This is a genomic window from Candidatus Methylomirabilota bacterium (assembly GCA_035764725.1).
Classification (GTDB): Bacteria; Methylomirabilota; Methylomirabilia; order Rokubacteriales; family CSP1-6; genus DASRWT01.
Genome location: DASTYT010000055.1, coordinates 1 through 23,391, shown reverse-complemented (window position 1 = coordinate 23,391; position 23,391 = coordinate 1). Strand labels below are relative to the sequence as shown.

Here is a 23,391-nt window from a genome sequence, read left to right as displayed (position 1 = left end):
GCGGCATCAGAACATGCCGTTGCTGTTGGCCGCCTTCTCCGGGATCGGCTGCACGACGTCCCAGTGCTCGACGATCTTGCCGCCCTCGAGCTTGAAGATGTCCACGATGGCCGAGCCGCGCGTGCCCGGCTCGCGCACCGCGTGCACGTGGAGGATCACGTAGTCGCCGTCGGCGAACACACGCTTGATCTCGCTCCTCGACTGCGGAAACTTCTCCTTGAGGAAGCCGAGGAAGGCCTTGAGCCCCTCGGGCCCGTCGGGCGCCCCGGGGTTGTGCTGGACGTAGCGATCGCCGAAATGCTTCGACGCCGCCTCGAAGTCCTTCTGGTTGATGGCCTTCTCGTAGAAGTCCACCACCACCTTCTTGTTGGCCTCCTCCTGCGCGGTGTCGGCGGCCCAGGCGGGCGCGCCGGGCGCCAGCAGGGCGGCGACGAGCCACCCGAGCGCGAGAACGAACATCGGCCTCCTGATCATGAGCCCAGTACCTCCCAGGTCGAGGCTGCGATCTCGACCTCCTCATCGGTTCGCATCACCCGGACCGCCACCCGCCCCGTCGAGATGAGGCCGGCGTGCTCGGCATTGCGCGCGGGGTCCAGCACGATCCCGAGGAACCCGAGTCCCTCGCACGCTCGCGCCCGGATCACCGCGCCATGCTCGCCGATACCGCCCGCAAACACCAGCGCGTCCAGCCCGCCCAGCACCGCGGCATGGGCGCCGATCGTCTTGCGTACGGCCTGACAGAAGACGGCGAGCGCCTCGGCGGCGCGGACGTCCGCGCCCTCCCGGGCAAGGAGATCCCGCACGTCCGCGCTGGTCTCCGAGATCCCGAGCAGGCCGGAGCGCGTGTTCACCATCTCGTGGAACTGCTCCGTGGTCATCCCCTCCGTGCGCGCGAGATAGGCGACGAGGCCGGGATCGAGATCGCCGGAGCGCCGGCTCATGGGCAGGCCCGCGGTGGGCGTGAAGGCCATCGTGGTGTCCACGCTCTTGCCGTCGCGGATGGCGGTGATGCTCGCGCCGTTGCCGAGATGCGCGATGACGAGCCGCGCGGGCAGCCCCCCCGGCTCGCGGGCGAGCGCGCGCGTGAGGTACGCGTAGGAGAGCCCGTGAAAGCCGTAGCGCCAGATACCCTTCGCCTCGTACTTCCGGGGGATGGCGAGCAGGCGGCTCGCCCGTGGCAGGTCGCGATGGAACGCGGTGTCGAAGCACGCGACTTGCGGGCGACCGGGAAAGTGCCGCGCACAGGCCTCGATCAGGGCGATCTCGGCGGGGAGATGCTCGGGATCGAACGGGCTGATGCGCCGTAGCTCCTCCAGGAGCTCTCCCGACACGCGAGTGGGCGCGAGGAACCGCGGGCCCCCGTGCACCAGCCGATGGCCGATCGCGTCCACCGTGATGCCACGCGCGCCGAGCGCGTCGACGAGCAGGGGCAGCGCGGCGGCGTGATCCGGCGCGACCGCCTCACGGCGCGCGCCGCCGTCGATGGTCAGCGTGGCCGCCGGCTGGCCGATGCGATCGATGCTCCCCGTGACACGCCGGAGCGGCGGATCGCCCGGCGCGAATGCGGCGAACTTCAGGCTCGAGGAACCCGCGTTGACGGCGAGGACGGTGGCCATGCGCCATGGTACCCAGCGCGGCGGAACGCGGCAACGCGCGGCGGCTACCCGCGGGGCGCGCGGATGCCGAGCAGCTCGCCGATGCGCTCGGAGGCCTTGAGCCCCGAGCCGGTGAGCACGAGCACGGTGGTCTCGTCGCGCTCGATGACGCCGGTGGCGAGGAGCTGGGTAAGCCCGGCGGCCGCCGCCGCCGCGGTGGGCTCCACGTAGAGGCCGCGCCGGGCGAGGGCGCGCAGGGCGGCCACGATCTCGTCCTCCGTCACCGCGACAATCGCGCCGCCCGAGCCCCGCACCGCCGCGAGCACCTCGGCCACGCGTGTGGGCTTCGCCGAGGCGATGCCTTCCGCGACGGTGGAGGCGATCGGTGTCGGCACGAGGTGATCGGCGCCCGCCCGGAACGCGGCGTGGTAGGGCGCGCAGTTCGCCGCCTGCACGCCGAAGAGGCGCGGCGCCTTGCCGATCTCATGGCGGCGCGCGAGCTCGCCGAACCCGCGGTCGCAGCCGAGCACATTGCTGCCGTAGCCCAGGGGCACCACCACGTTGTCGGGGGCGCGGAAGCCCAGCTGCTCCCACAGCTCGTAGGCCAGCGTCTTCGTGCCCTCCACGAAGAACGGCTGCCAGTTGTGGCTCGCGTAGAAGATCCCCGCGCTCTGGCGCAGCGCCGCCTCCGCCACGTCCTGGCGCGAGCCGGGAATCGTCACGACCTCGGCGCCGGCCGCGGCGATCTGCGCGATCTTGGGGTAGGACGCGGTCTCCGGCACGAGGATGCGGCAGGCCATGCCCGCGGCGGCGGCGTAGGCGGAGAGCGACGCGCCGGCGTTGCCCGAGGAGTCCTCGAGCACGCGCGTGACGCCGCGGCTCTTGAGGTAGCTCACCATCACCGTCATGCCGCGATCCTTGAACGAGCCCGTCGGCATGGTGAGCTCGAGCTTCCACTGCACGGGCGCACCGTCCCACTCGCCGGGCACGAGCGGCGTCCAGCCCTCGCCGAGGCTGACCGCATCCTTGACGTCCACCCGGAGCGCCTTCGCATAGCGCCACACGGTGAAGCGCGACCCGTCGATGTCGCGCCGGGTGAGGCCGGGCGCCGGCTCCAGGTTCAGGTAGTGGCCGCCCTCCCCGCGCCAGCGCGCCTCGTCGAGCGGATAGGTGCGGCCGGTGGACGGGTCGACGTAGCTCAGAGGGCCGCCTCGAGGGCGGTGAGGGCGAGGACGCGCGTGCAAAGGTGGAGATCGGCGAGCTCGACGTGCACGTCGTGATAGTCCGTGTAGCCACCCCCGGGACCGTAGAGGCAGCAGGGAATGCCCGCGGCCCAGAGATGCGTGGTGTCGTTGCCGGCATAGCTCTGGGGCAGCCGCACGCCGAAGTGCTCCGGCTCCGCGCCCGTCATCTGACGGAGATTCCGACGGACCATCTGCACGATCGGCTCGGTCTTCGGCACGTCGACCGCGGCTTTCGCCAGGCGCCCCAGCCCCCGCGCGGGCAGCGGCGGGAACTCGATTTCGTACTGGAAGCGGGGGTCGGCGGCGGCGAGGCCGTCCAGCACACGCCGGATGTCGGCCAGCACCGTGTCGCCGGTCTGGCTGGCGTTGAACCGCACGTTCACGTAGGCAGTGCAGAAATCGCTGACCGTGTAGGCGCCGCGAAGGTTGTGATCGCGGCCGCGGCCGCCGATGATCGATCCCACGTTCAGCCGCGGGAGCCCGGGCAGATCCGGATCGTACACGTGGGTGAACGCCATGCGGTTGATGGCCTCGATGGCCCGTGTCATCAAACCGATGGCGTCCACGCCCTGCTCCTTCTTGCTGATGTGGGTGGCCCGCCCGATCGTATGGATGACCACGTCCATGGTGCCGGTGTGCTTGGTCAGGATCGTCCGCGCCCCGTACGGCTCCGCCACCACCGCCACGTCGGTGCGCTGGCCGTGCCCGAGCGCGTAGAGCGTCCCGATCCCGCTGTTGAGCTCGGCGGCCACGCAGGCGATCACCACGTCGCCGCGCAGCCGGGCGCCCGCCCGCTTAAGGGCGAGGCCGGCCATGATGCAGGCGGTCACGCCCGCCTTCATGTTGTAGATCCCGTGGCCGTAGAGCTTGCCGTCGGCGATCCAGGGATCGAAGGGATCGCGCGTCCAGCCGCCCGCCAGGGGATCGATGTCGATGTGGCCGTTCAGCATGATCGAGGTGCCGCCGCCGGAGCCGCGCAGGCGCGCGATGGTCTGCTTGCGACCCGGCTCGATCTCCTGGAGCGTCACCTCGAGGCCCTGGCCGCGCAGATAGTCGGCGAGCCACTCCGCGCACGGCGTCTCCTCGGTGGTGAAAGACGGGATACGGATGAGATCCTTCGCCAGCGCGACGGTCTCCTCGTCGTCGATGCGGGACAGGACCGCGTTGCGCAGATCACTCATCCGCCCTTTTTGTAACCCAGGTGGGATATTCTTGCCAGCGACATGGCCGACACGACCCTCGGCATCGACGCCGGCCGGTTCTGGCGCACCGTCATGCGCTCCGGCGAGATCGGGCCCGGCAAGGCGGGCGGCCTCCGCCGGCTCGCCCTCACCGACGCGGACAAGGAGATGCGCGACGTCTTCGTCACCTGGTGCACGGAGGCCGGGTGCACGGTGACGGTTGACCGCGTCGGCAACATCTTCGCGCGCCGCCCTGGCGCCGAGGACCATCTGCCGCCCGTGCTCATGGGCAGCCATCTCGACACGCAGTTCGCGGGCGGCAAGTATGACGGCATCGTGGGGGTGCTCGCGGGACTCGAGGTGTTGCGCACGCTCGACGACCGGCGCCTGCGCACGAAGCGGCCGCTCGAGCTCGTGTGCTGGACCAACGAGGAGGGTGCGCGCTTCACCCCGCCCATGGTGGCCTCGGGCGCCTTTGCGGGCGTGTTCGACCTCGACTGGGTGCTCGGGCTGCGCGATGACGACGGCAAGGGATTCGGCGCCGAGCTCGAGCGCATCGGCTACAACGGCAAGACCGCGGTGGGCGGGCGGAGCATCGACGCTTACTTCGAGCTCCACATCGAGCAGGGGCCGATCCTGGACCGGGAGACCGTCCCGGTGGGCGTCGTGGTCGGCGGCTACGCCACCCGCGGCATGCACGTGGACATCCACGGGGAGACCGCGCACGCCGGCCCCACGCCCATGGACCGGCGGAAGAACGCGCTGGTCGGCGCGGCCATGCTCGCGGTCGCGGTGAACGACATCGGGTGGAGGTATCACCCGACCGAAGGCAAGGCCACGGTGGCCCGCATGATCGCGTGGCCCAACAAGGCGGGCATCCTCTCCGAGTACGCGCAGCTCACCTGCGACGTGCGCCACGCCGAGCGCGCGGTGGCGGATCAGATGCTCGCGGAGGTGAAGGCGGCGATTCCCGACTGCGCGCGCCGGGCCAACGTCGAGATGCGGATCGCCGGCGAGTGGCAGTTCGGCAACGAGCGCTTCGATCCAGGCTGCGTGCGCCTGGTCCGCGAGGCCGCCCAGACCCTCGGGGTGCCGCACCGGGACATCCTGAGCCAGGCCGGGCACGACGCGTACTACATCTCGCGCGTCGCGCCCACCGCGATGATCTTCACGCCATGCCGCGACGGCATCTCGCACAACGAGGCCGAGCACGCCGAGCTGGATTACACCGCGCCGGGCGTGAACGTGCTGCTCCACGCGGTGCTTGCGCGCGCCAACCGCTGAGGGACGACGGCGCACCGGGACCGGGTCCGGCCGCCCTCAGTCGCTCGCCGGGCGCGGCGCCTCCGCGCACACGGCGTGAACCTCGGACAGCGCGCGCCGGAGCTGGGCGACCTCCTCGGCGAGCGCCTGGATGGCGGGATCGACCATCGACGTCTTCACCTTCTGGAGCCGCTCGTCGATCTCCGCCTGGGTGTAGACGGTGAACGTTCGCCCCGCCTTGGTCTGGTTGGGATTGATGGTCGTGTAGGCGTGGATGTACCGCCTGCAGCCCAGGCTCCCCTGGAGCATGTCCTGACAGTCCACCACGGTCGTCTCCATGCGGACGATCTCCTCGACGGCCCCGGCGGGCGCGGCGACGATCACGGACCCCGCGATCAACACGAGCGCGCCCACGAGACGACCCCGGCGACTGGGCATGGCCTGGCCTCCTATTCGACCTGGAAGTGCGCCTCGGTGGTCTGCCCGGTGCGCCCATTGATGGGCAGGATGTCCTGGGGGCAGGCGGAAAACGCCACCAGGCAGTCCATCTCGGCGCGGAGGCGGACGTAGCTGCCCGGCGTCGACACCGGCTCCGCCCAGCTCAGCGCGCCCGCCGACGTCCAGGGAATGTTCATGAAGAGGTTGAGCGGCGAGGGCGTGGCGGGAATCGCGACGCCGACCTCGCTCAGCGCCGCGTGCAGGTTGTCGCGGCAGTTGTCGTGGTGGCCCTTCACCCCGAGCAGGCCGTAGCGCTCGCGGTCGCACGCGGCCATGAGGGTGTCGTGGGCGCCGCCCGACGTGTCCTCGACCAGGGTGAGGATGGGCCGACGGCGGTTGGTGAGGAACGTGTCCCCGACCGCGGGAACCAGCTTGAGGAACCACGCGCGGCTCGCGTCCATCGCCATCCACTCGGTGGGATCGGCGGCGCTGAACGCCCAGGTGTCCACCACCTGGACCCCGTGGGTGTTGACCACGCGCACATGCTGGCCCGCGCGCACGCGCGCGGCCTTGCCGCGACGGGCGGGAATCGTCACGAGATCAGCCACGGGACGCGTCCTCGGGGCCGCGCAGCGCGTGGCCCCCGTGATAGTCGGACACCGGCAGGGGCCGCCACTCGCGCAGCAGGGACGGATCGGGCTGCCAGATCTCGACGCCGAGCGGGCGGCACACCGTGAGCGCGTCGGCGGCGTCCGGGCCCCATACCGGCACCGAGAGATCCCCGTGGGGACACACGGAGATCGCGCAGAGCACGTCGATCTCCGCGAAGCATTCGAGATAGTCGCCCTGCCGCGCCGGGCTCGGTTTGACGAAGTAGCGGCCGTCCGCGGTGAGGCCGGTGACCTGGAAGACGTTGAGCACGTCGTGGACGTCGGACTCGGCGAGGCCGAATCCCCGGACCGCCCGGACGAGGTTGGAGTGGCAGCAGAGATCGAACTCCTCGCCGTTCAGGAGCTTGTGCACGTAGGGATCACAGCGCGTGCCGAGGAGATCGTGGCAGCCGGCGCCGTCGCCGTCGATGCCGTACTGGATGGTGTCGGCGGTGATGGTCAGGAGCGGCCGCAGATAGGGCAGGCACGACCATAGCCGGTCGAACGTGGAGAGATGCGCCTGGTGGAGCTGGCGCGTGCGCGAGGCCCAGAAGCGCTCGCGCGGATTGGCGAGGCTCCACACGTTGAGGTCGGCGACCTGGGGGCCCTCGACGGCAACGATACGAAAGACTTGACCCGCGCGAACGACCCACGCGCGGCCGGAGCGGCGCGGCGCGACGAACCGCTCGACGAGCGTGCGGCGGGTGTCGGCGGCGAGCCGGCCGTAGAACGCCCGATCCACCTCGAGCGGCGAGCCCGGCTTCGCCTCGTAGATCACGCGTGGTGACGGCACCGCGTCTCCTCCCCGGCGGCCTGCCTAGCGAGCAAGCAGGCGATCAGCCGTTGACAATCGAGCGGAAGACATAGTCTCATACCGGCGAACTTGACCCGGGTCTCGAAGATCTTACCGCCGACCAGGGAGGCCACCATGAGAGTCTCGCGGTTTTTCGTCCTCGCCGTCGCGCTTTTGGGCCTCGTCGCCCTCACACTCCCCTCGGAGGCCCAGCAATGCCCGAAGGGCAAGCTCCGCCTCTACACATCGTGGCCGATGCAGGGCGCCATGCTCCCTGAGGGCACCGGCATGAAGAACGGCGTGGAGATGGCCGTCTCGGAGGCGGGCGGAGTCGCCGGAGGGTACTGCCTCGAAGTCATCAACCTCGACGACGCCTCGCCGCAGACGGGCAAGTGGGACGGCGCGGTCGAGGCGGAGAACGCCAACAAGGCGGTGGCCGACCCGCTGGCCATCGTCTACATCGGGACCTACAACTCCGGCGCCGCGAAGGTCTCCATCCCCATCACGAACCGCGCCCACATGGCGCAGGTCACGCCCGCCAACACCTACCCCGGCCTCACCAAGAAGCGCGGGGCCGCGCCCGGCGAGCCGGACATCTACCGGCCGGGCGGCTTCGTGAACTACTTCCGTCCCATCCCCGCCGATGACATCCAGGGCGCGGTGGGCGCGAAGTGGGCCAAGCGGATGGGCGTGAAGAAGGTGTTCCTCCTCAACGACCAGGAGCTCTACGGCAAGGGCATCGCCGACGTGTTCGAGGCCACCGCCAAGAAGATCGGGCTCACGGTGGTCGCCAACGAGGGCATCGACTGGAAGCAGCCGGACCAGAAGCCGATCCTCACCAAGGTGCGCGCCTCGGGCGCCGACCTCGTCTACATGGGCGGCGTCATCGAGACCGGCGCGCAGGTGGTCGTGCGGCAGATGAAGGAAGTGGGCCTCACGGCCCCGCGCACCCGCTTCATGGGGCCGGACGGCCTCCTCGAGGAGGAGCTGCTGAAGGGCGCCACCTGTGACGCGGCGCTCGCCACCGACATGCGCGTCACCTTCGCGGGGCTGCCCTTCGAGAAGATGCGGGGCGTCGGGGCCAAGACCTACGAGACCTACAAGACGAAGTACGGCAAGGAGCCGACCTCCTACGCGCTCTACGCCGCCGAGGGCACCCGCGTGATCATCCAGGCCATCGGAAAGGCCGCTCCCGCCATCGAGAAGGCCAAGGACGTGACCGAGAAGCGCGAGGCGGTGCGCAAGGCCATCGCCTCCACCAAGAACTACGAAGGCATCAACGGCAAGTGGAGCTTCGACGAGAACGGCGACGTCGACTACGACACCATGTCCGGCTTCAAGGCGGTGAAGGCGGAGGGGCCCATCGGCTGCAAGTTCCAGTTCGAGACCATCCTCGAGTAAGCGCCAGTGAGGGGAGGGCCGGATCGCGGCCCTCCCCTCCCTCATCGGATCTCGACGTGGAGTGGTGGGAAGTTCTCGTTCAGCAGACCATCAACGGCCTCACTCGCGGGGCCGTCTTCGCCCTCATCGCGCTCGGCTACACCATGGTCTACGGCATCATCGAGCTGATCAACTTCGCCCACGGTGACGTCTTCATGCTGGGCCTGTTCATCTCGCTGGCGTGGTTCAGCCTGTTCGGCATCTCCTCCACGCTCGGGCTGTGGCAGCTCGTCACCCTCCTCCCCCTGGTGTTCGTGCTGACCATGCTGAGCACCGCCGTCATCAACGTCTCCATCGACCGCGTGGCCTATCGGCCGCTGCGGCGCTCCACGCGGCTGGCCCCGCTCATCACCGCCATCGGCGTGTCGTTCATGCTCGAGAACCTCGCGCTGCTGTGGAAGGGCCCTGCGCCCATCGCCTATCCCGACGTGTTCCCGTCGGTGGACATCCTCCGTGAGTGGTTCGGCGTGGACTCGGCCATCTTCATCACCACCAAGGACATCCTCGTCGTCGGCGCGACCATTCCCCTCATGATCGCCCTCAACTACTTCGTGACCCACACCCGCTGGGGCAAGGCCATGCGCGCCACCGCCCAGGACCGCGAGACCGCGCAGGCGATGGGCATCGACGTGGAGCGAACGATTCTCGTCACTTTCCTCGTGGGCGGCGCCCTCGCCGGCGCGGCGGGGCTCATCCAGGGCCTCTACTACAACATCGGCATGTGGTGGATGGGCTATCAGGCCGGTCTCCGCGCGTTCACCGCCGCCGTGCTGGGCGGCATTGGGAACATGCCCGGCGCCGCGCTCGGCGGCCTCGTGATCGGCTTTCTCTCCGCGTGGAGCGATCAGTACATTTCGGCACGTTGGACCAACGCCATCGTGTTTTCGATCCTGATCCTCGTCCTCGTCTTCCGGCCCCAGGGCCTCCTGGGCGATCGCACCCCCGAGAAGGTCTGAGCCTCGTGGACGCGCGCCGCGCGCTGGGCATGATCCTGCTCGCCGCGTTCGTGGTCGCCTATCCATTCATCGACCGCGCCCTGGGCTTTCAGACCGTCCATGCCGTGTCGGACGGGATGATCTACGTGCTCCTGGCCCTCGGCCTCAACATCGTAGTCGGCTACGCGGGCCTGCTCGACCTGGGCTACGCGGCGTTCTTCGCCATCGGCGCCTACGCGATGGGCCTCCTCAACTCGCCCGTGCTGGGCTCGCCCCTGTACGGGCACGCGTGGAGCTTCTGGCTTTGCATCTGGCTCGCCGCCGCGGTCTCGGCGGGCCTCGGCACGCTGATCGGCGCGCCGACCCTGCGGGTCCGCGGCGACTATCTGGCCATCATCACCCTGGGCTTCGGCGAGATCATCCCGGTGGCCATCCGCAACCTCGGCGACATCACCATCGAGATCGGCGGTTGGCGGCCCATCGAGCGGTTGAATCTCACGGGCGGCGAGAACGGCGTGAATCCGGTGGGCCGCCCGTATCTCCCCGGCGTGCCCTTCGAGACCGACCCGATGCCGTGGTACTACCTCATCCTCGTCATCGGCGCGCTCTCGCTCTGGGCGATGAGCCGCCTCCAGGATTCGCGGCTGGGACGGGCGTGGATGGCCATTCGCGAGGACGAGACGGCCGCCGATTGCACCGGCGTCAATCCCATCACCACCAAGCTCCTGGCCTTCGCGCTGGGCGCCTCGTTCTCGGGGTTCGCCGGCTCGGTCTACGCGGCGAAGCTTCAGGCCATCACCCCGGGCGCGTTCGAGTTCCAGGTCTCCATCATGCTCCTGTGCATGGTGGTGCTCGGTGGCGCGGGTACCCTGCACGGCGCGATCCTCGGCGCCATGCTCATCACCGTCTTCGATCGCGTCATCCTCGCGGAAACCACCTTCCTCGCCAGATGGGTCGGCAAGAGCCTCGGGGTATCCTGGCTCGCCGCCGTCGATCTCACGCTGTGGCGCTGGTTCTTCTTCGGCCTGGGGCTGGTGCTGGTGATGCTGCTCCGGCCGCAGGGTCTGGCCGGCCGGGCTCGCCAGCCGGCGCGGCCCGCCGAGATCGACGATCGCGTGGATCCCGCGCCGACGGCGGCCCCGCGCAGCGAGGCCATTCCCGCCTGGCTCCGCGAACGGGCCCACGCGCAGGCCGGCGACGGCGCGGGGCCCATTCTCCAGGTGCGTGGCCTCGCCAAGCGGTTTGGCGGGGTGGTCGCGCTGAACGACGTCGACCTCGTGGTACCCCGCGGCGGCATCGTGGGGCTGATCGGCCCCAACGGCGCGGGGAAGACCACCTTCTTCAACGTGGTGACGGGCCTCGTGTCCCCCGACGGCGGCGCCATCACCTTCGAGGGCCGCGCGCTCGTCGGCCTGCGTCCGAACGCCATCGTGGGCCGAGGCATCGCGCGCACCTTCCAGTCGATTCGCCTCTTCGCCAACATGACGGTGCGCGAGAACGTGCTGGTGGGCGAGCACTGTCGGCTCCAGAGCTCCGTACCGGGCGCGGTGCTCCGCCCGCCCGCGGTGCGGGCGGAGGAGGCGCGGGCGCGCGAGCGCGCGCAGAGCCTGCTCGCCTTCGTGGGCCTCGGCGACAAGGGCGACGACCTCGCGCGCAACCTGCCCTACGGCGATCAGCGCCGCCTCGAGATCGCGCGCGCGCTCGCCACCGAGCCCCGCCTGCTGCTCCTCGACGAGCCCACCGCGGGCATGAACCCCCGCGAGACGGACACGCTGACCGAGCTGATCGGCCTCCTGCGGCGCGAGCTGGGGCTGGCCGTCCTGCTCATCGAGCACGACATGCAGGTCGTCATGTCGATCTCGGACCGCATCACCGTGCTCGACTACGGCACGCGCATCGCCGAGGGCACGCCTGCCGAGATCCAGCGCCACCCCCGGGTCATCGAGGCGTATCTCGGGACCGGCTACGAGCCGGAAGCCATCGCGCCGAGCGGGACGCGGTAGGTCGCATGCTCGCCCTCGCCGACGTCCACACCTATTACGGCAGCATCCGGGCGCTCAAGGGTGTGTCGCTCACCGTCGAGCCGCGCGAGATCGTCACCCTGATCGGCGCCAACGGCGCCGGCAAAACCACCACCCTGCGCACCATCCTCGGCGCAGTGCGCCCGGCCCAGGGCGCGGTCACCTTCAACGGACAGCGGGTGGACGGGCTCGCCACCGACCGCATCGTGCGCCTGGGCATCGCGCAGTCGCCCGAGGGCCGCCGCATCTTCCCGCGCATGACGGTGATGGAGAACCTCGAGATGGGCGCCTTCGCCCGCGCCGATCACGACGGCATCGCCGCCGATCTCGAGCGCGTGCTGACGCTGTTCCCGCGTCTCAGGGAGCGCATCGGCCAGAAGGGCGGCACGCTCTCCGGCGGCGAGCAGCAGATGCTGGCGATCGCGCGGGCCCTCATGGCGCGGCCGAGCCTGCTCCTGCTCGACGAGCCCTCCATGGGTCTCTCGCCCATCCTGGTGGAGACGATCTTCAAGATCGTGCAGGACATCAACCGCCAGGGCACGACCATCCTGCTCGTGGAGCAGAATGCGCGGATGGCCCTGCGCGTCGCCCACCGCGGCTACGTCATCCAGACGGGGCGCATCGTGGTCCACGATGCGGCGAGCGAGCTCCTCCGCTCGGACCTCGTCCGCAAGACCTACCTCGGCGAGAAGTAGCGCGATCGTGCTAGGGTAGCCGCCGAGCATAGGAGGTGGGCATGGGTCCGACACCCGGATCGCTCCCGCGTCTGCTGACCCTCATCGCCCTCGCGGCGCTGCTTGCGATGGCTCCGCCCGTTCGCGCGCAGGAGCCGGCCGGCGAGCTGACGGTGGCCTTCCACGTGACCATCGCTCCCACGTGGCTCGATCCGTCCACCGCGCCCCCCCAGATCACGCCGTTCGGTGTGCTCTACGCGGTGCACGATGCTCTCGTCCGGCCGCTGCCCGGCGGGCAGAAGATGGGCCCCAGCCTGGCCGAGTCGTGGAAGGAGAGCCCGGACGGTCTCGTCTACGAGTTCAAGCTGCGCCGCGGCCTCACGTTCCACAACGGGGATCCCATCACCGCCGACGACGTGAAGTTCAGCTACGACCGCTATCAGGGCGCGGGCGCTCGCGAGTTCCGGACGCGCGTGCGGGAAGTGCAGATCGTCGATCCGCTCACCGTGCGGTTCTACTTGAAGGACGCGTGGCCTGACTTCATGACCTTCTATGGGACCACCGCGACCGCCGCGGGCATCGTCGTTCCGAAGAAGTACATCGAGCAGGTCGGGCCCGACGGATTCCGCCAGCGCCCGATCGGCGCCGGTCCCTACCGGCTCGTGTCCCAGCGCCCCGGCATCGACATGACCTTCGAAGCGTTTCCAAAGTATTGGCGGAAGATTCCCAACGTCAAGAAGCTCGTGCTCAAGGGCGTGCCCGACAGCACGACGCGGCTGGCCATGCTCAAGAGCGGCGAGACCGACATCGCCATCGCCCTCGACGGCCCGGAGGCCGAGGCGGTGAAGCGCGATCCCCGGATGGGCCTGGTGGACTCGCGCCATGCCTCGATCTTCTGGATCGAGTTCGCCGATCAGTGGGACCCCAAGTCGCCGTGGGCGGACAAGCGCCTCCGCCAGGCCGTCAACTACGCGCTGGACCGCAAGTCCATCAACGAGGCGGCATGCCTCGGCTTCTGTCCGCCCGCCGGCGTCATCGTGCCGCGCGTGATGGACTTCGCGCTCCAGGTGCCGCCGCATCCGTACGATCCGCAGAAGGCCAAGCAGCTTCTCGCGGAGGCCGGTTATCCCCGGGGCATCGACGCGGGGGACTTCGTCCCCATCCCGGGCTTCTCCACGGTGGGCGACTCGGCCATGAACAACCTCAACACCGCCGGCATCCGCGTCCGCATGCGGGCCATGGAGCGTGCCGCGTTCTACGCGGCCTGGCAGGAGAAGAAGCTCCGCGGTCTCTTCATGACCGCAGTGGGCAACTCGGGCAATGCCGCCAGCCGCGTCGAGTCCTTCATCTCGTCCAAGGGCCCCTACGCCTACGGGGGCTACCCCGACATCGATGAGATGTTCGTCCAGCAGTCGCGCGAACGCGACCCCGCCAAGCGCGAGGCCATCCTGCACAAGATCCAGCAGCTCACCATCGACCGCGTGATGTTCGCGCCCATCATGGACCTGCGCATCCTCATCGGAATCGGGCCGCGGGTGGCCGAGCACCACGTCCACTCGATTCCCATGTATGCCTTCCCCGCCTACGAGGACGTCAAGCTGAAGAATCCTTAGCGAAGCCCCGCCATGCCCTCGCCCCGGACCCTGCGCGGCGCCGTTCTCGCGGGTGTGCTCCTCCTGGCCTGCCCGGCCGCGGGCCAGGAGCTTCGCATGGTTCCCGTGACGGTGGACGGCGAGGCGGTTCGTCTGGCCATGCGGGCGTGGCGTACGCGGGCGAGCATCCCGCCGGGCTCAAGGCCTTGATCAACTTCGTCGGGGGATGGTCCGGCGCGCTCCGCTGCCGCACCGACGTCAACGCGAGCTTGTTCCGCCGCGGCGGCGCGTATCGCGGGGACACGCTGTGGCTCTACGGCGAGGCGGATCCCTACCACCCGATCGCGCACAGCCGGAGGAACTTCGACACGTTCCACGCGGCGGGCGGCACGGGCGCGTTCTTCGAGTTCATGCCGCCGCCCGGCTCCGACGGGCATCAGATCGTGTTCCACCCGAGCCTGTGGGGGCCCACTCTCGAGGACTATCTCCGGCGTCTGGGGCTGCCGGCCGCGCCGGCGTCGCCTTGACCGGCGCCCACCCGGGCTCTAGGCTGACGCCATGACGGCGGCGGCCGTGCGCTTCCTCGTGGGCACCTCGGGTTACAACTATCCCGAGTGGAAGGGCGCGTTCTATCCACCCGACCTCGCCGCGAGCAAGATGCTGCCCTTCTACGCGGAGCGCTTTCCCACCGTCGAGATCAACTACACATTCTACCGGTTGCCGAACTCGAAGACGGTGAACGGCTGGACGGCGGCCACGCCCGACGGCTTCACGTTCGCGCTGAAGGCCTCTCAGCGCATCACCCACTTCCAGCGCCTGCGCGACGTCGAGGAGCCTGTTCGCTTCTTCTGCAACATGGCACGCCTGCTCGGGCCGAAGCTCGGGCCGCTGCTCTTCCAGCTCCCGCCGAATTTCCGGCGCGACTCCGCGCGGCTGGAGGGCGTGCTCGAGCTGATCCCGGCGGATCTGCGTGCCGCGTTCGAGTTCCGTCACGCGACCTGGTTCGACGAGGAAATCTACGGGCTCCTGCGGAAGCGGAACGTCGCCCTCTGCATCGTGGATCACGACGACGGCCCGACGCCCGCGGTGGCGACGGCTGACTGGGGCTACTTCCGTCTCCGCGCGGTGAACTATGCCCCGGAAGACCTCGGCCGCTGGGGGCGAACCATCCGCGATCTCTTCGGCGCCCAGGGCGCCTTCGTCTACTTCAAGCACGAAGACGGCGCCACCGGCCCGCCCCTGGCCCGCAAGCTCACCGAGCTGCTCGCCGCGCCCTAGCCGCGCGAGGGAGCGTCGCGCTCGAGCCGGGCGAGCGCCTCGGCGAGATCGATGCCGGGGTGCGTGAGGATGGGGGCGAGCGGATCGCGCATTTTTGCGAAGCGCGCCGGCGCCGTCTTGATGGTGAAGCGCGCCGGGTCGAGCTTCGGCGTGACCTCGTCCCAGCGTAGCGGACATGACACCGGGGCGCCGGGGAGCGGCCGGACCGAGTACGGCGCCACGATGGTGCGGCCATGGCCGTTCTGGCCGAAATCGATGTACACCTTCCCGCCGCGGGCATGGATGGGGCGCGCGATGGTCGCGATGCCGCCCGCCGCCTCCACCCCGAGGGTGGCGAGGAGCCGGGCGAACGTGCGCGCCTCCTCGTGGGTGTAGCGGGCGCCCAGCGGCACCAGGATGTGCAGCCCCGTCGCCCCCGAGGTCTTGATGTGGCTCGGCAGCTCCAGCCGATCGAGGAGCCCCTTCAGCATGCGCGCCACCGCCACCACGTCGGTGAACGGCGCGCCCTTGGGATCGAGGTCGAGGTTGAACCAGTCCGGCCGGTCGAGCTGCCCGACGCGCGCGCCCCAGAAGTGGAGTGGAATGGTCCCCATGTTCGCCACGTAGCGCAGCGACTCGATGTCGTCCACCACGAAGTAGTGGATGTCGCGCTGCGTGTCCTCCGAGTAGATCCGCTCTGTGCGGATCCAGTCGGGCGCGAAATCGGGCGCGTCCTTCTGGAAGAAGGACTTGCCGGTGATCCCGTCGGGATAACGGGTGAGGACCAGGGGACGATCGCGGAGATAGGGTAGGAGCTGCGGCGCCACCGCCTCGTAGTACGCGACCAGGTCGGCCTTGGTATAGCCCTCCGCCGGCCAGAACACTTTCTTCGGATTCGTGATGGTCACCATCTGGGGGGCCGTCCGGGTCGGCGCCCTCTGCTCGTCCTTCGCGGATGGCTTGCCCGGCGCGGATGCCGCGACCGGTGCGGGCTCCGCGGGCGCGACGCGGGGCGGGTGCTCGCGCTGGCAGTCCTCGGGCCGACGGTCATCGCGCAGCCGCAGGAAGGCCGGATGGCGGATGCCGCCGTCGGTCGTCCAGTCCGTGTAGCGCACCTCCGCGACCAGACGAGGCTCGACCCAGCGATGGCCGCGTCCCGTCGGCGTGCCTGTGGCGAAGGGCGAGGTCGGCCGGATCAGCGGCGCGAGGCGTCCGGCGATGTCGGCGAGACGAGCCTCGTCGAAGCCTGTTCCGACCTTGGAGACGTAGACGAGCCGCCCGTCGTCGTAGAGGCCGAGGTGCAAGGCCCCGAAGTGGCTCCGCGAGCCCTGGGGCGCGGTGAAGCCGCCGACCACGAAGTCACCGCGGCGCTGGCACTTCACCTTGAGCCACTCGCGCGAGCGCCCGCCCACGTAGCGGCTCTCCCCGCGCTTGACGACAATGCCCTCGAGCCCGAGCTCGTCCACCGCCTCCAGGAAGGCGCCCGCGTTCTCCTCCACGTGCTCGCAGTAGCGCACCACCCCCCGGGCCGGCACCAGCAGCGCGAGGCATCGCTTGCGATCGCGGAGCGGCAGGCGCCGCAGGTCCCGCCCGTCCGCGGCGAGGCAGTCGAAGAAGAAGCCGGTCACCGGCACCGCGGCGCGGGCCGCGTCGATGTCGTCGGTGCGCGTGAGGTGCATGCGCGCCTGCAGCCGCTGAAAGCTCGGCCGGCCGTCCTCGGCCAGGGCCACGATCTCGCCGTCGATCACGAAGCGGGGCACCGGCAGCGCGCGGAGCGCACGCGCGATCTCGGGGTAGCGCGTGGTGATGGTGTCGCCGCTCCGGCCATAGAGGGTGACCGCGTCGTCCGCGCGCTCGGCGAGCACGCGGATGCCGTCGTACTTGATCTCGTGGAGCCAGCCCTTCCCGGAAGGCGGCGCCTCCACCAGCGTCGCCAGCATCAGGCCTTGCCGGCGCGCCGAGACCTCGCCGACGGGCGCATCCAGCGAGGCGAGCAGCGCGTCGAGGGCGCGGCGCTTCTCCGCCTCGTGGCCGATCTCTTCCACGGTGAGCCCGGAGAAGATGGACTCGGGGGCGCGCTCGACCGGCTCGTCACCGTCGGCGTACGCGTCGGGCGCCTTCAGCAAGAGCCAGTCCTTGCCCTCGGCGCCCGCGCGACTCCCGCCCATGCGCGCGAGCGTCCAGCGCCCGCGCAGCTTGAGGCCGAAGAGCTCGAATTCGATCTTTCCGCGCGCGAGCTCGCGCAGCGGATCGTCGCCCTTGACCAGGCGATACCATCCCTGATCCCACACGATCACCGAGCCGGCACCGTAGTTGTCGGCGGGGATCGCGCCTTCGAAATCGCCGTACTCCACCGGGTGATCCTCGACGTGCACGGCCAGGCGCTTCTCCCCGTGCCGCGTCGACGGGCCCTTCGGCACCGCCCAGCTCTTGAGCACGCCGTCCATCTCGAGCCGAAGGTCGTAGTGAAGGCGCCGAGCGGCGTGCTTCTGGATCACGAAGAGCCGGCTGCCCGCGGCGCGCCGGCCGCCGAACGGCTCGGGCGTGCGCGCGGGATCGCGCTTCGCGCGATACGCGTCGAGCTCGCGCGAGGGCGTGCTCATACCATCCGTCGCGGCCTCCGCCGAGCGGCTCCGCTACCTATTGACGCCCTCGGATCACCCGCCAAGCTTTTGAACCCTCCTGATGCGCGTGCTACCGTCAAATCGATCCAGCTCACACCATACAGGAGGAGCACGATCATGCCGCCGCATTCGCTCGGGTCGGGCACCATCTCCTTCGGACTGGTCTCCATCCCGGTGAAGCTCTACTCCGCCGCGGTGTCGCAGAACGTGGCCTTCAACATGCTCCACGCCAAGTGCGGCTCGCGCATCAAGCAGCAGACGTTCTGCCCCGTCGACCAGACCACGGTGGAGCGCAACGAGCTCGTGCGCGGCTACGAGTTCGCCAAGGACCAGTACGTGCGGGTGACCGACGAAGAGCTCAAGTCGCTCGAGGGCGAGGACTCCAAGGTCATCGACATCGCGGAGTTCGTGCCACTCGATCAGGTGGACCCGATCTACTTCGAGAAGACGTACTACCTCGGCCCCGACAAGGGCGGCGACAAGGCGTATCGCCTCCTCGCCGAGACCATGGCCAAGACCGATCGCGTGGCGGTGGCGCGCTACATCATGCGCGGCAAGGAGAGCCTGGTCCTGATCCGGCCCGCCCAGGACGGCCTCATGCTCCACACCATGTACTTCGCCGACGAGGTGCGTGACTTCGGCGAGATCGAGAAGGGCAAGTCCGCAAAGATCGCCGAGCGCGAGGGCGAGCTCGCCCGCAAGCTCGTCGACGAGCTGTCCACGGACGAGTTCAAGCCGGACCAGTACAAGGACGAGTACCGCGAGCGCGTGCTCGAGATGGTGAACAAGAAGGTCGAGGGCAAGGAGGTCACGCTCGCTGCCTCCGAAGCCCCGCGCAGCCAGGTCATCGACCTGATGGACGCGCTCAAGGAAAGCCTCGCCAAGCGCGCCGCCGGCGTCCCCCGCAAGCCCCCCGTCAAGGTCGTCGAGAAGGGCGCGCGCCCCGCCGCCGCGCCCCCAGCCGCCCGCAAGGCCCAGGGCGGCAAGAAGTAGCGTCCGCCGCCGCGCGGCGTCGCGACTGTCGCACGCCTCAACGAACCAGTCCCGGATGCGGAGGGTCCACCATGCTGAAGACCCGACTCACCGAACTGTTCGGACTTTCACACCCCATCGCGTTGGCGGCGCTCGCCGGGGGCGCCACCGATGGGCGCCTCGCCGCCGCGGTGAATGCCGCCGGAGGCCTCGGCCTCTTCGGCGCTATCCATCCCGCCGGCCCCGACTGGGCTCGTGAGCAAATCCGGTTCGCCCGGTCTCACACCAACGGGCGATTCGGCGTGGGCTTCATCACTGAACAGATTCCCCGACACGAGGCGAGTTTTCGCGTCTGTGTCGAGGAGCGCATACCGATCTTCGCATTCTCGTTCGGCGACCCCACTCCGTACGTCGCTCAGGCCAAGGCCATCGGGGCCAAGGTGATCTGCCAGGTGCAGACGCCGGACGGAGCCTGCTTGGCGCTGTCCCTGGGCGCCGACGTCCTGGTGGCCCAGGGCCATGAGGCCGGAGGCCACACGGGGCGGCTGGGCACCCTTCCCTTCCTGGTCCAGGTCCTCGACATGGCGGGCCGCACGCCCGTGATCGCCTCCGGTGGCATCGCCACTGGCCGCGCGCTCGCCGCCGTGCTCGCGGCCGGTGGCGAAGGGGCATGGATCGGCACGCCGCTCCTGACCACTCACGAGGCCGTCGGGGTCTCGGAGGCATACAAGAAGTGCATCGTCGAAAGCGACGGGCAGGACACTGTGTACACCGAGGTCTACGACATCATGTACGAGTTGAAGTTCCCCGCGGGGATCGCGGGCCGGGCCCGCATCAACCGCATCACGCGCGAATGGCATGGCCGCGAGGCCGAGGTGCGCCAGCGCCGGGCGGAGCTGGCCGCGCAGCATCCTCCGCGTCTGGCCGCCGAGCGCGATCCCGACGTGCATCCCATCGGGATGGGGCAGTCGGCGGGATCCATTCAGGGCATTCGAACCGTCGCCGAGGTGATCCAGGGCATCTGCGACGGCGCGGAACGACTCCTGCGTGAGCGCGCGACGACGGTTCTCGGCTAGCCGAGCAGCACGCAGTTGACCGCGCGCGCGCCCATGGTACAAAGAATTCGATGAGCGTTGCACGGGCAAAGAGGCTCGTCGAACCTATAAATCATGCCGATCAAGGTGGGACGCGGTGGCCGACCATGAAGCGACAGGAGACGCGGTAGCGGGCAGCCTCCGGATCGCGCAGGTGGCGCCCCTCTACGAGCGGGTGCCGCCGGCGCTGTACGGCGGGACCGAGCGGGTCGTCGGCTACATCACGGAAGAGCTGGTCCGGCGCGGCCATCAGGTGACCCTCTTCGCGAGCGGCGACTCCGAGACCGACGCGGAGCTGGTCGCCCCCGCCGAGAAAGCGCTGCGGCTGAACCCGGACGCGCACGACAAGCTGGGTCCTCATGTCATCGAGCTGGGCCAGGTCGCCGAGCGCGCCGGTGAATTCGACCTCATCCACTGTCACATGGACTATCTCGCGTTCCCCCTCGGCCAGTTCGGCCCCACGCCGACGGTCCACACCATGCACGGTCGCCTGGACCAGCCGGAGCAGGAGGCGGTCTTCCGCCAGTTCAGCCATGTTCCATTGATCTCGATCAGCGACGCGCAGCGTGAACCGCTCCGGCACCTCGGCCTGAACTGGCTCGGCACCGTCTATCACGGCCTGCCTCGAGACGCCTACAGGTTCTCGCGACAGGGAGGGCGATACCTCGCGTTTCTCGGCCGGCTCTCGCCCGAGAAGCGGCCGGATCTGGCCATCGAGGTCGCGAAGCAGGTGGGGGTTCCCCTGAAGATCGCGGCCAAGGTAGACGAGGCCGACCGCGAGTACTTCGAGCGCGAGATCGAGCCGCTCATCCGGCATCCGCTCGTCGAGCTCGTCGGCGAGATCGGAGACGACGACAAGTCCGAGTTCCTCGGGGGCGCCCTCGCCCTCCTCTTCCCCATCGACTGGCCCGAGCCCTTCGGCCTCGTCATGATCGAGGCCATGGCCTGCGGCACGCCGGTGATCGCGCGTCCGATGGGCTCCGTACCCGAGATCCTCGAGTCCGGACGCACGGGACTCATCGGCGACACCGCGGAGGAGCTGGCCGCGGCGGTCAAACATATCGACGCCATCGACCGTGCCGTCTGCCGCCGCGAGTTCGAGCGACGGTTCACAGTGGAGCGTATGGTGGACGACTATGAGGCGATCTACCGGACGCTCTGACCGCCGCGGCCGTCGCCTCCCCGACGACGCCAACCCCAACGTCGACCGCGAATACCACATCCTGGCGGCGGCGGCCGTCGCGGATCAGCCGAAGCTCGTCCTCAAGCACGACGGCGCGTTCCTCGTCGCCGACCGGCGCGGCGACATGCCCGCGGTTCCCGAGGGCTCCTTCGGCTTCTACGCCGACGACACCCGATTCCTGCAGCGCCTCGAGCTCCGCGTGCACGGCCGGCCGCCGATCCTGCTCAACGCCACCCTCGGGGGCGAGAGCTGGGAAAGCGCGATCGATCTCACCAACCCAGACTTCGTGGAGGGCGAGCGCGTCACGCTGCCGAGCCGGATGGTCCGCATCTCCCGCCGGCTCACCATCTTCGAGAAGTGCCTCTACCAGCTCGTGACGCTGGAGAGCTACGCGCGCGAGCGGCACGAGATCGCCCTGACCTGGGATTTCGGCTCGGACTTCGCCGACCTCTTCGAAGTGCGCGGCCATCGCCGGCCCGCACGCGGGGTCAGCCAGCCGCCGTCGGTCGGGGGAGGGGAGGTCAGCCTGTCCTATCGCGGCCGGGACGAGATAGTCCGCACCAGCCGGCTCGAGTTCGACCCCGTTCCGGCGCGGCTGGAGCCAGCATCGGCGCGGTACCTCATCCGGCTGGAGCCGAAGGCTCGTGTAGAGATCGCGGTGAGCGTCTCAGCCATCACGGGTGGTTCGCTCAGTCCGCCCCCCCTGAGCTGCGCCCAGGCCCACGCTCGCCGGTCGGCCGTGGTCGACGGCCTGCGCCGGGACACCACCCGGATCGCCTCCGATCACGAGGGATTCCATCGCTGGGTGGACCGGGCGCGGGACGACCTCCACCTGCTCGTCACATCGTCCCCGGACGGCCCCGTGCCCTACGCGGGAATTCCGTGGTACGTGGCGCCGTTCGGCCGGGACAGCCTCATCGCCGCAATGCAGATGCTGCCGTTCGAGCCCGAGATCGCCCGCGGTACCCTGCGCTTCCTCGCGCGGCACCAAGCGCGGGTCGAGGACGAGTTCACCGACCAGGAACCGGGCAAGATCCTGCACGAGCTCCGCCTCGGCGAGATGGCCGTCTGCCGCGAAGTCCCGTTCATCCCATATTTCGGCAGCGTGGACGCCACCCCGCTCTTCGTCATGCTCCTCGCCGACTATGTGAGGTGGACCGGTGATCTCGACCTCGCACGCGAGCTCTGGCCGTCGGTGGAGCGCGCGCTCGGCTGGATGGCCGGCTTCGGGACCGGAGAGGAGCCGGGCTACCTGCGGTACGAGCGCCAGTCGCCCCGGGGGCTCGAGAATCAGGGCTGGAAGGATTCCCACGACGCGATCATGCATGCGTCGGGCGAGCTCGCCCCTCCTCCTATCGCGCTCGTCGAGGTCCAGGGTTATCAGTTCGCGGCCCTGGAGGGCGCGGCGACGGTGGCGGAGCAGATCGAGCGCGCCGACCTCGCCGCCCGTCTGCGCGCGCGCGCCCAGCGGCTCCGGACACGCTTCGAGGCGGACTTCTGGAAGGGGGAGGACGGGTTTTACGCCCTCGCCCTCGACGGGCAGGGCGATCCGAGCCGCGTCGTCACGTCCAATCCCGGCCATTGCCTCTGGACCGGTATCGTGGCGCCGGGGCGCGCCGACACCGTGACGCAACGCCTGATGAGGCCCGACATGTTCGGCGGCTGGGGCCTGCGCACCCTCGCCCTCGGCGAGCGGCTCTACAACCCGATGAGCTACCACAACGGCTCGGTGTGGCCGCACGACACCGCTCTCGCCGCGGTCGGGATGCGGCGGTACGGATTCCTCGATCCGTTCCTCAAGCTCACCACCGCCCTGTTCGAGGCCGTCCTCAACTTCTCCGGCTGCCGCATGCCCGAGCTCTTCTGCGGGTTCGCCCGCGAGCCCGGCCACGGTCCCACGCGGTATCCCGTTGCGTGCGAGCCGCAGGCGTGGTCGGCGGGGGTCGTCTTTCACCTCGTCGCGGGGATGCTGGGGCTCGAGCCATCCGCCGCTGAGAATCGTCTCACCCTCGATCGGCCGGGGCTCCCGCCCTGGCTCAGGTACCTCGAGGTGCATGACCTGCGGGTGGGCAAGTCACGCGTGACCCTCCGGGCCGTTCAGGGCCGCGAGGGCGCCGCCGTCGAGCTGCTCGCGCGCGAGGGCGACCTGGAGCTGGTCGTCCGCCGCTAGGACGAAGGACGGCGCGGCGGCCGACCCATCAGGGGCGCGAAGACTCGACGACGGGCCGCACCCAGAGGGAGGGCACGTCGCAGACCTGACAGCGGCACAGGGACTTGAGCGCTCCGTTCACCACGGAGACGGAGGAGTCATGACGCGACAGGGATTCCTGATGAGCACCGGCGTCCTCTTCGCGGGCGTTGCTCTTCTACTCTGTGGTAGCCCGGCGACCGCAGCCGATCCCGCGCCCGTAACCGTCCTCGTCGCCTTTCACTCG

20 protein-coding genes are annotated in these 23,391 nt (G+C 69.7%); 12 read left to right on the top strand and 8 right to left on the bottom strand.

Going from position 1 to position 23,391, the window contains the following annotated elements:
• Positions 1-6: 6 nt before the first annotated feature.
• From VFX14_10175 to VFX14_10160, 4 genes are read right to left on the bottom strand one after another with little or no spacing between them, the layout of a single operon-like run.
• A complete protein-coding gene (locus tag VFX14_10175) occupies positions 7-459 on the bottom strand; it encodes a nuclear transport factor 2 family protein (GenBank protein ID HEU5190044.1) in 453 nt (150 codons plus the stop codon).
• Between the two features lie 11 nt (positions 460-470).
• On the bottom strand, positions 471-1,616 hold the full coding sequence (locus VFX14_10170) for an acetate/propionate family kinase (protein HEU5190043.1): 1,146 nt from the start codon (positions 1,614-1,616) through the stop codon (positions 471-473).
• Between the two features lie 44 nt (positions 1,617-1,660).
• Positions 1,661-2,839, bottom strand: coding sequence for a threonine synthase (locus VFX14_10165; protein HEU5190042.1), 1,179 nt, complete (start codon positions 2,837-2,839; stop codon positions 1,661-1,663).
• Positions 2,794-4,020 carry a M20/M25/M40 family metallo-hydrolase gene (locus VFX14_10160; protein ID HEU5190041.1) on the bottom strand — a complete coding sequence of 409 codons (1,227 nt, stop codon included), beginning with the start codon at positions 4,018-4,020 and terminating at the stop codon, positions 2,794-2,796. The genes VFX14_10165 and VFX14_10160 overlap by 46 nt, the downstream gene beginning before the upstream one ends.
• A 42-nt stretch (positions 4,021-4,062) precedes the next feature.
• Between VFX14_10160 and VFX14_10155 the strand changes: the two genes are divergently transcribed.
• Entirely contained in the window at positions 4,063-5,304 is a 1,242-nt protein-coding gene (locus VFX14_10155; protein HEU5190040.1) for a Zn-dependent hydrolase, read from the top strand.
• A gap of 36 nt (positions 5,305-5,340) precedes the next feature.
• On the opposite strand, the gene VFX14_10150 is transcribed toward VFX14_10155, so the two are convergent.
• The 3 genes from VFX14_10150 to VFX14_10140 are packed head-to-tail and all read right to left on the bottom strand — an operon-like array spanning position 5,341 to position 7,164.
• The gene (locus VFX14_10150; protein HEU5190039.1) at positions 5,341-5,721 is read right to left on the bottom strand and encodes a hypothetical protein; all 381 of its coding nucleotides are present in this window, start codon (positions 5,719-5,721) and stop codon (positions 5,341-5,343) included.
• 11 nt (positions 5,722-5,732) lie between these two features.
• Positions 5,733-6,329, bottom strand: a complete 597-nt coding sequence (locus VFX14_10145) for an urea carboxylase-associated family protein (protein HEU5190038.1) — start codon at positions 6,327-6,329, stop codon at positions 5,733-5,735.
• Positions 6,322-7,164, bottom strand: coding sequence for a DUF1989 domain-containing protein (locus tag VFX14_10140; GenBank protein ID HEU5190037.1), 843 nt, complete (start codon positions 7,162-7,164; stop codon positions 6,322-6,324). Before VFX14_10140 ends, VFX14_10145 begins: the two co-directional genes overlap by 8 nt.
• 135 nt (positions 7,165-7,299) lie before the next feature.
• Here VFX14_10140 and VFX14_10135 point away from each other — a divergent pair, with 135 nt between their 5' ends.
• The 7 genes from VFX14_10135 to VFX14_10105 all read left to right on the top strand — a co-directional run bounded on the left by VFX14_10135 (position 7,300) and on the right by VFX14_10105 (position 15,104).
• Positions 7,300-8,565 (top strand): branched-chain amino acid ABC transporter substrate-binding protein, encoded by a 1,266-nt coding sequence (locus tag VFX14_10135; GenBank protein HEU5190036.1) that lies wholly within the window; start codon positions 7,300-7,302, stop codon positions 8,563-8,565.
• A 56-nt stretch (positions 8,566-8,621) separates the two neighbouring features.
• Positions 8,622-9,560: a branched-chain amino acid ABC transporter permease gene (locus VFX14_10130; GenBank protein ID HEU5190035.1), complete on the top strand. Its 939-nt coding sequence runs from the start codon at positions 8,622-8,624 to the stop codon at positions 9,558-9,560.
• Positions 9,561-9,565: 5 nt separating this feature from the next.
• A complete protein-coding gene (locus VFX14_10125; protein ID HEU5190034.1) occupies positions 9,566-11,542 on the top strand; it encodes a branched-chain amino acid ABC transporter ATP-binding protein/permease in 1,977 nt (658 codons plus the stop codon).
• A gap of 5 nt (positions 11,543-11,547) precedes the next feature.
• Positions 11,548-12,255 (top strand): ABC transporter ATP-binding protein, encoded by a 708-nt coding sequence (locus VFX14_10120; protein HEU5190033.1) that lies wholly within the window; start codon positions 11,548-11,550, stop codon positions 12,253-12,255.
• A 41-nt stretch (positions 12,256-12,296) separates the two neighbouring features.
• Positions 12,297-13,847 (top strand): ABC transporter substrate-binding protein, encoded by a 1,551-nt coding sequence (locus tag VFX14_10115; GenBank protein ID HEU5190032.1) that lies wholly within the window; start codon positions 12,297-12,299, stop codon positions 13,845-13,847.
• Between the two features lie 146 nt (positions 13,848-13,993).
• Positions 13,994-14,353, top strand: a complete 360-nt coding sequence (locus VFX14_10110; GenBank protein HEU5190031.1) for a hypothetical protein — start codon at positions 13,994-13,996, stop codon at positions 14,351-14,353.
• Positions 14,354-14,384: 31 nt separating this feature from the next.
• The gene (locus VFX14_10105; GenBank protein ID HEU5190030.1) at positions 14,385-15,104 is read left to right on the top strand and encodes a DUF72 domain-containing protein; all 720 of its coding nucleotides are present in this window, start codon (positions 14,385-14,387) and stop codon (positions 15,102-15,104) included.
• Here the strand turns inward: VFX14_10105 and ligD are convergent.
• Positions 15,101-17,686 carry a DNA ligase D gene (gene ligD / locus VFX14_10100; GenBank protein ID HEU5190029.1) on the bottom strand — a complete coding sequence of 862 codons (2,586 nt, stop codon included), beginning with the start codon at positions 17,684-17,686 and terminating at the stop codon, positions 15,101-15,103. The genes VFX14_10105 and ligD overlap by 4 nt on opposite strands.
• 138 nt (positions 17,687-17,824) lie before the next feature.
• Between ligD and VFX14_10095 the strand changes: the two genes are divergently transcribed.
• The 4 genes from VFX14_10095 to VFX14_10080 all read left to right on the top strand — a co-directional run bounded on the left by VFX14_10095 (position 17,825) and on the right by VFX14_10080 (position 23,126).
• Positions 17,825-18,700, top strand: coding sequence for a Ku protein (locus VFX14_10095; GenBank protein ID HEU5190028.1), 876 nt, complete (start codon positions 17,825-17,827; stop codon positions 18,698-18,700).
• Positions 18,701-18,771: 71 nt separating this feature from the next.
• Positions 18,772-19,755, top strand: coding sequence for a nitronate monooxygenase (locus VFX14_10090; GenBank protein ID HEU5190027.1), 984 nt, complete (start codon positions 18,772-18,774; stop codon positions 19,753-19,755).
• A gap of 115 nt (positions 19,756-19,870) precedes the next feature.
• Positions 19,871-20,935 (top strand): glycosyltransferase family 4 protein, encoded by a 1,065-nt coding sequence (locus tag VFX14_10085; protein ID HEU5190026.1) that lies wholly within the window; start codon positions 19,871-19,873, stop codon positions 20,933-20,935.
• Positions 20,910-23,126, top strand: coding sequence for an amylo-alpha-1,6-glucosidase (locus tag VFX14_10080; protein ID HEU5190025.1), 2,217 nt, complete (start codon positions 20,910-20,912; stop codon positions 23,124-23,126). The genes VFX14_10085 and VFX14_10080 overlap by 26 nt, the downstream gene beginning before the upstream one ends.
• Positions 23,127-23,391 lie beyond the last annotated feature (265 nt).

Excerpts from the sequence above, each read along its gene's own strand:
- VFX14_10175 (HEU5190044.1), bottom strand. The coding sequence starts at position 459 with ATGTTCGTTCTCGCGCTCGGGTGGCTCGTCGCCGCCCTGCTGGCGCCC.
- VFX14_10170 (HEU5190043.1), bottom strand. The coding sequence starts at position 1,616 with ATGGCCACCGTCCTCGCCGTCAACGCGGGTTCCTCGAGCCTGAAGTTC.
- VFX14_10160 (HEU5190041.1), bottom strand. The coding sequence starts at position 4,020 with ATGAGTGATCTGCGCAACGCGGTCCTGTCCCGCATCGACGACGAGGAG.
- VFX14_10155 (HEU5190040.1), top strand. The coding sequence starts at position 4,063 with ATGGCCGACACGACCCTCGGCATCGACGCCGGCCGGTTCTGGCGCACC.
- VFX14_10150 (HEU5190039.1), bottom strand. The coding sequence starts at position 5,721 with ATGCCCAGTCGCCGGGGTCGTCTCGTGGGCGCGCTCGTGTTGATCGCG.
- VFX14_10135 (HEU5190036.1), top strand. The coding sequence starts at position 7,300 with ATGAGAGTCTCGCGGTTTTTCGTCCTCGCCGTCGCGCTTTTGGGCCTC.
- VFX14_10120 (HEU5190033.1), top strand. The coding sequence starts at position 11,548 with ATGCTCGCCCTCGCCGACGTCCACACCTATTACGGCAGCATCCGGGCG.
- VFX14_10115 (HEU5190032.1), top strand. The coding sequence starts at position 12,297 with ATGGGTCCGACACCCGGATCGCTCCCGCGTCTGCTGACCCTCATCGCC.
- VFX14_10105 (HEU5190030.1), top strand. The coding sequence starts at position 14,385 with ATGACGGCGGCGGCCGTGCGCTTCCTCGTGGGCACCTCGGGTTACAAC.
- ligD (HEU5190029.1), bottom strand. The coding sequence starts at position 17,686 with ATGAGCACGCCCTCGCGCGAGCTCGACGCGTATCGCGCGAAGCGCGAT.
- VFX14_10095 (HEU5190028.1), top strand. The coding sequence starts at position 17,825 with ATGCCGCCGCATTCGCTCGGGTCGGGCACCATCTCCTTCGGACTGGTC.
- VFX14_10090 (HEU5190027.1), top strand. The coding sequence starts at position 18,772 with ATGCTGAAGACCCGACTCACCGAACTGTTCGGACTTTCACACCCCATC.
- VFX14_10080 (HEU5190025.1), top strand. The coding sequence starts at position 20,910 with ATGAGGCGATCTACCGGACGCTCTGACCGCCGCGGCCGTCGCCTCCCC.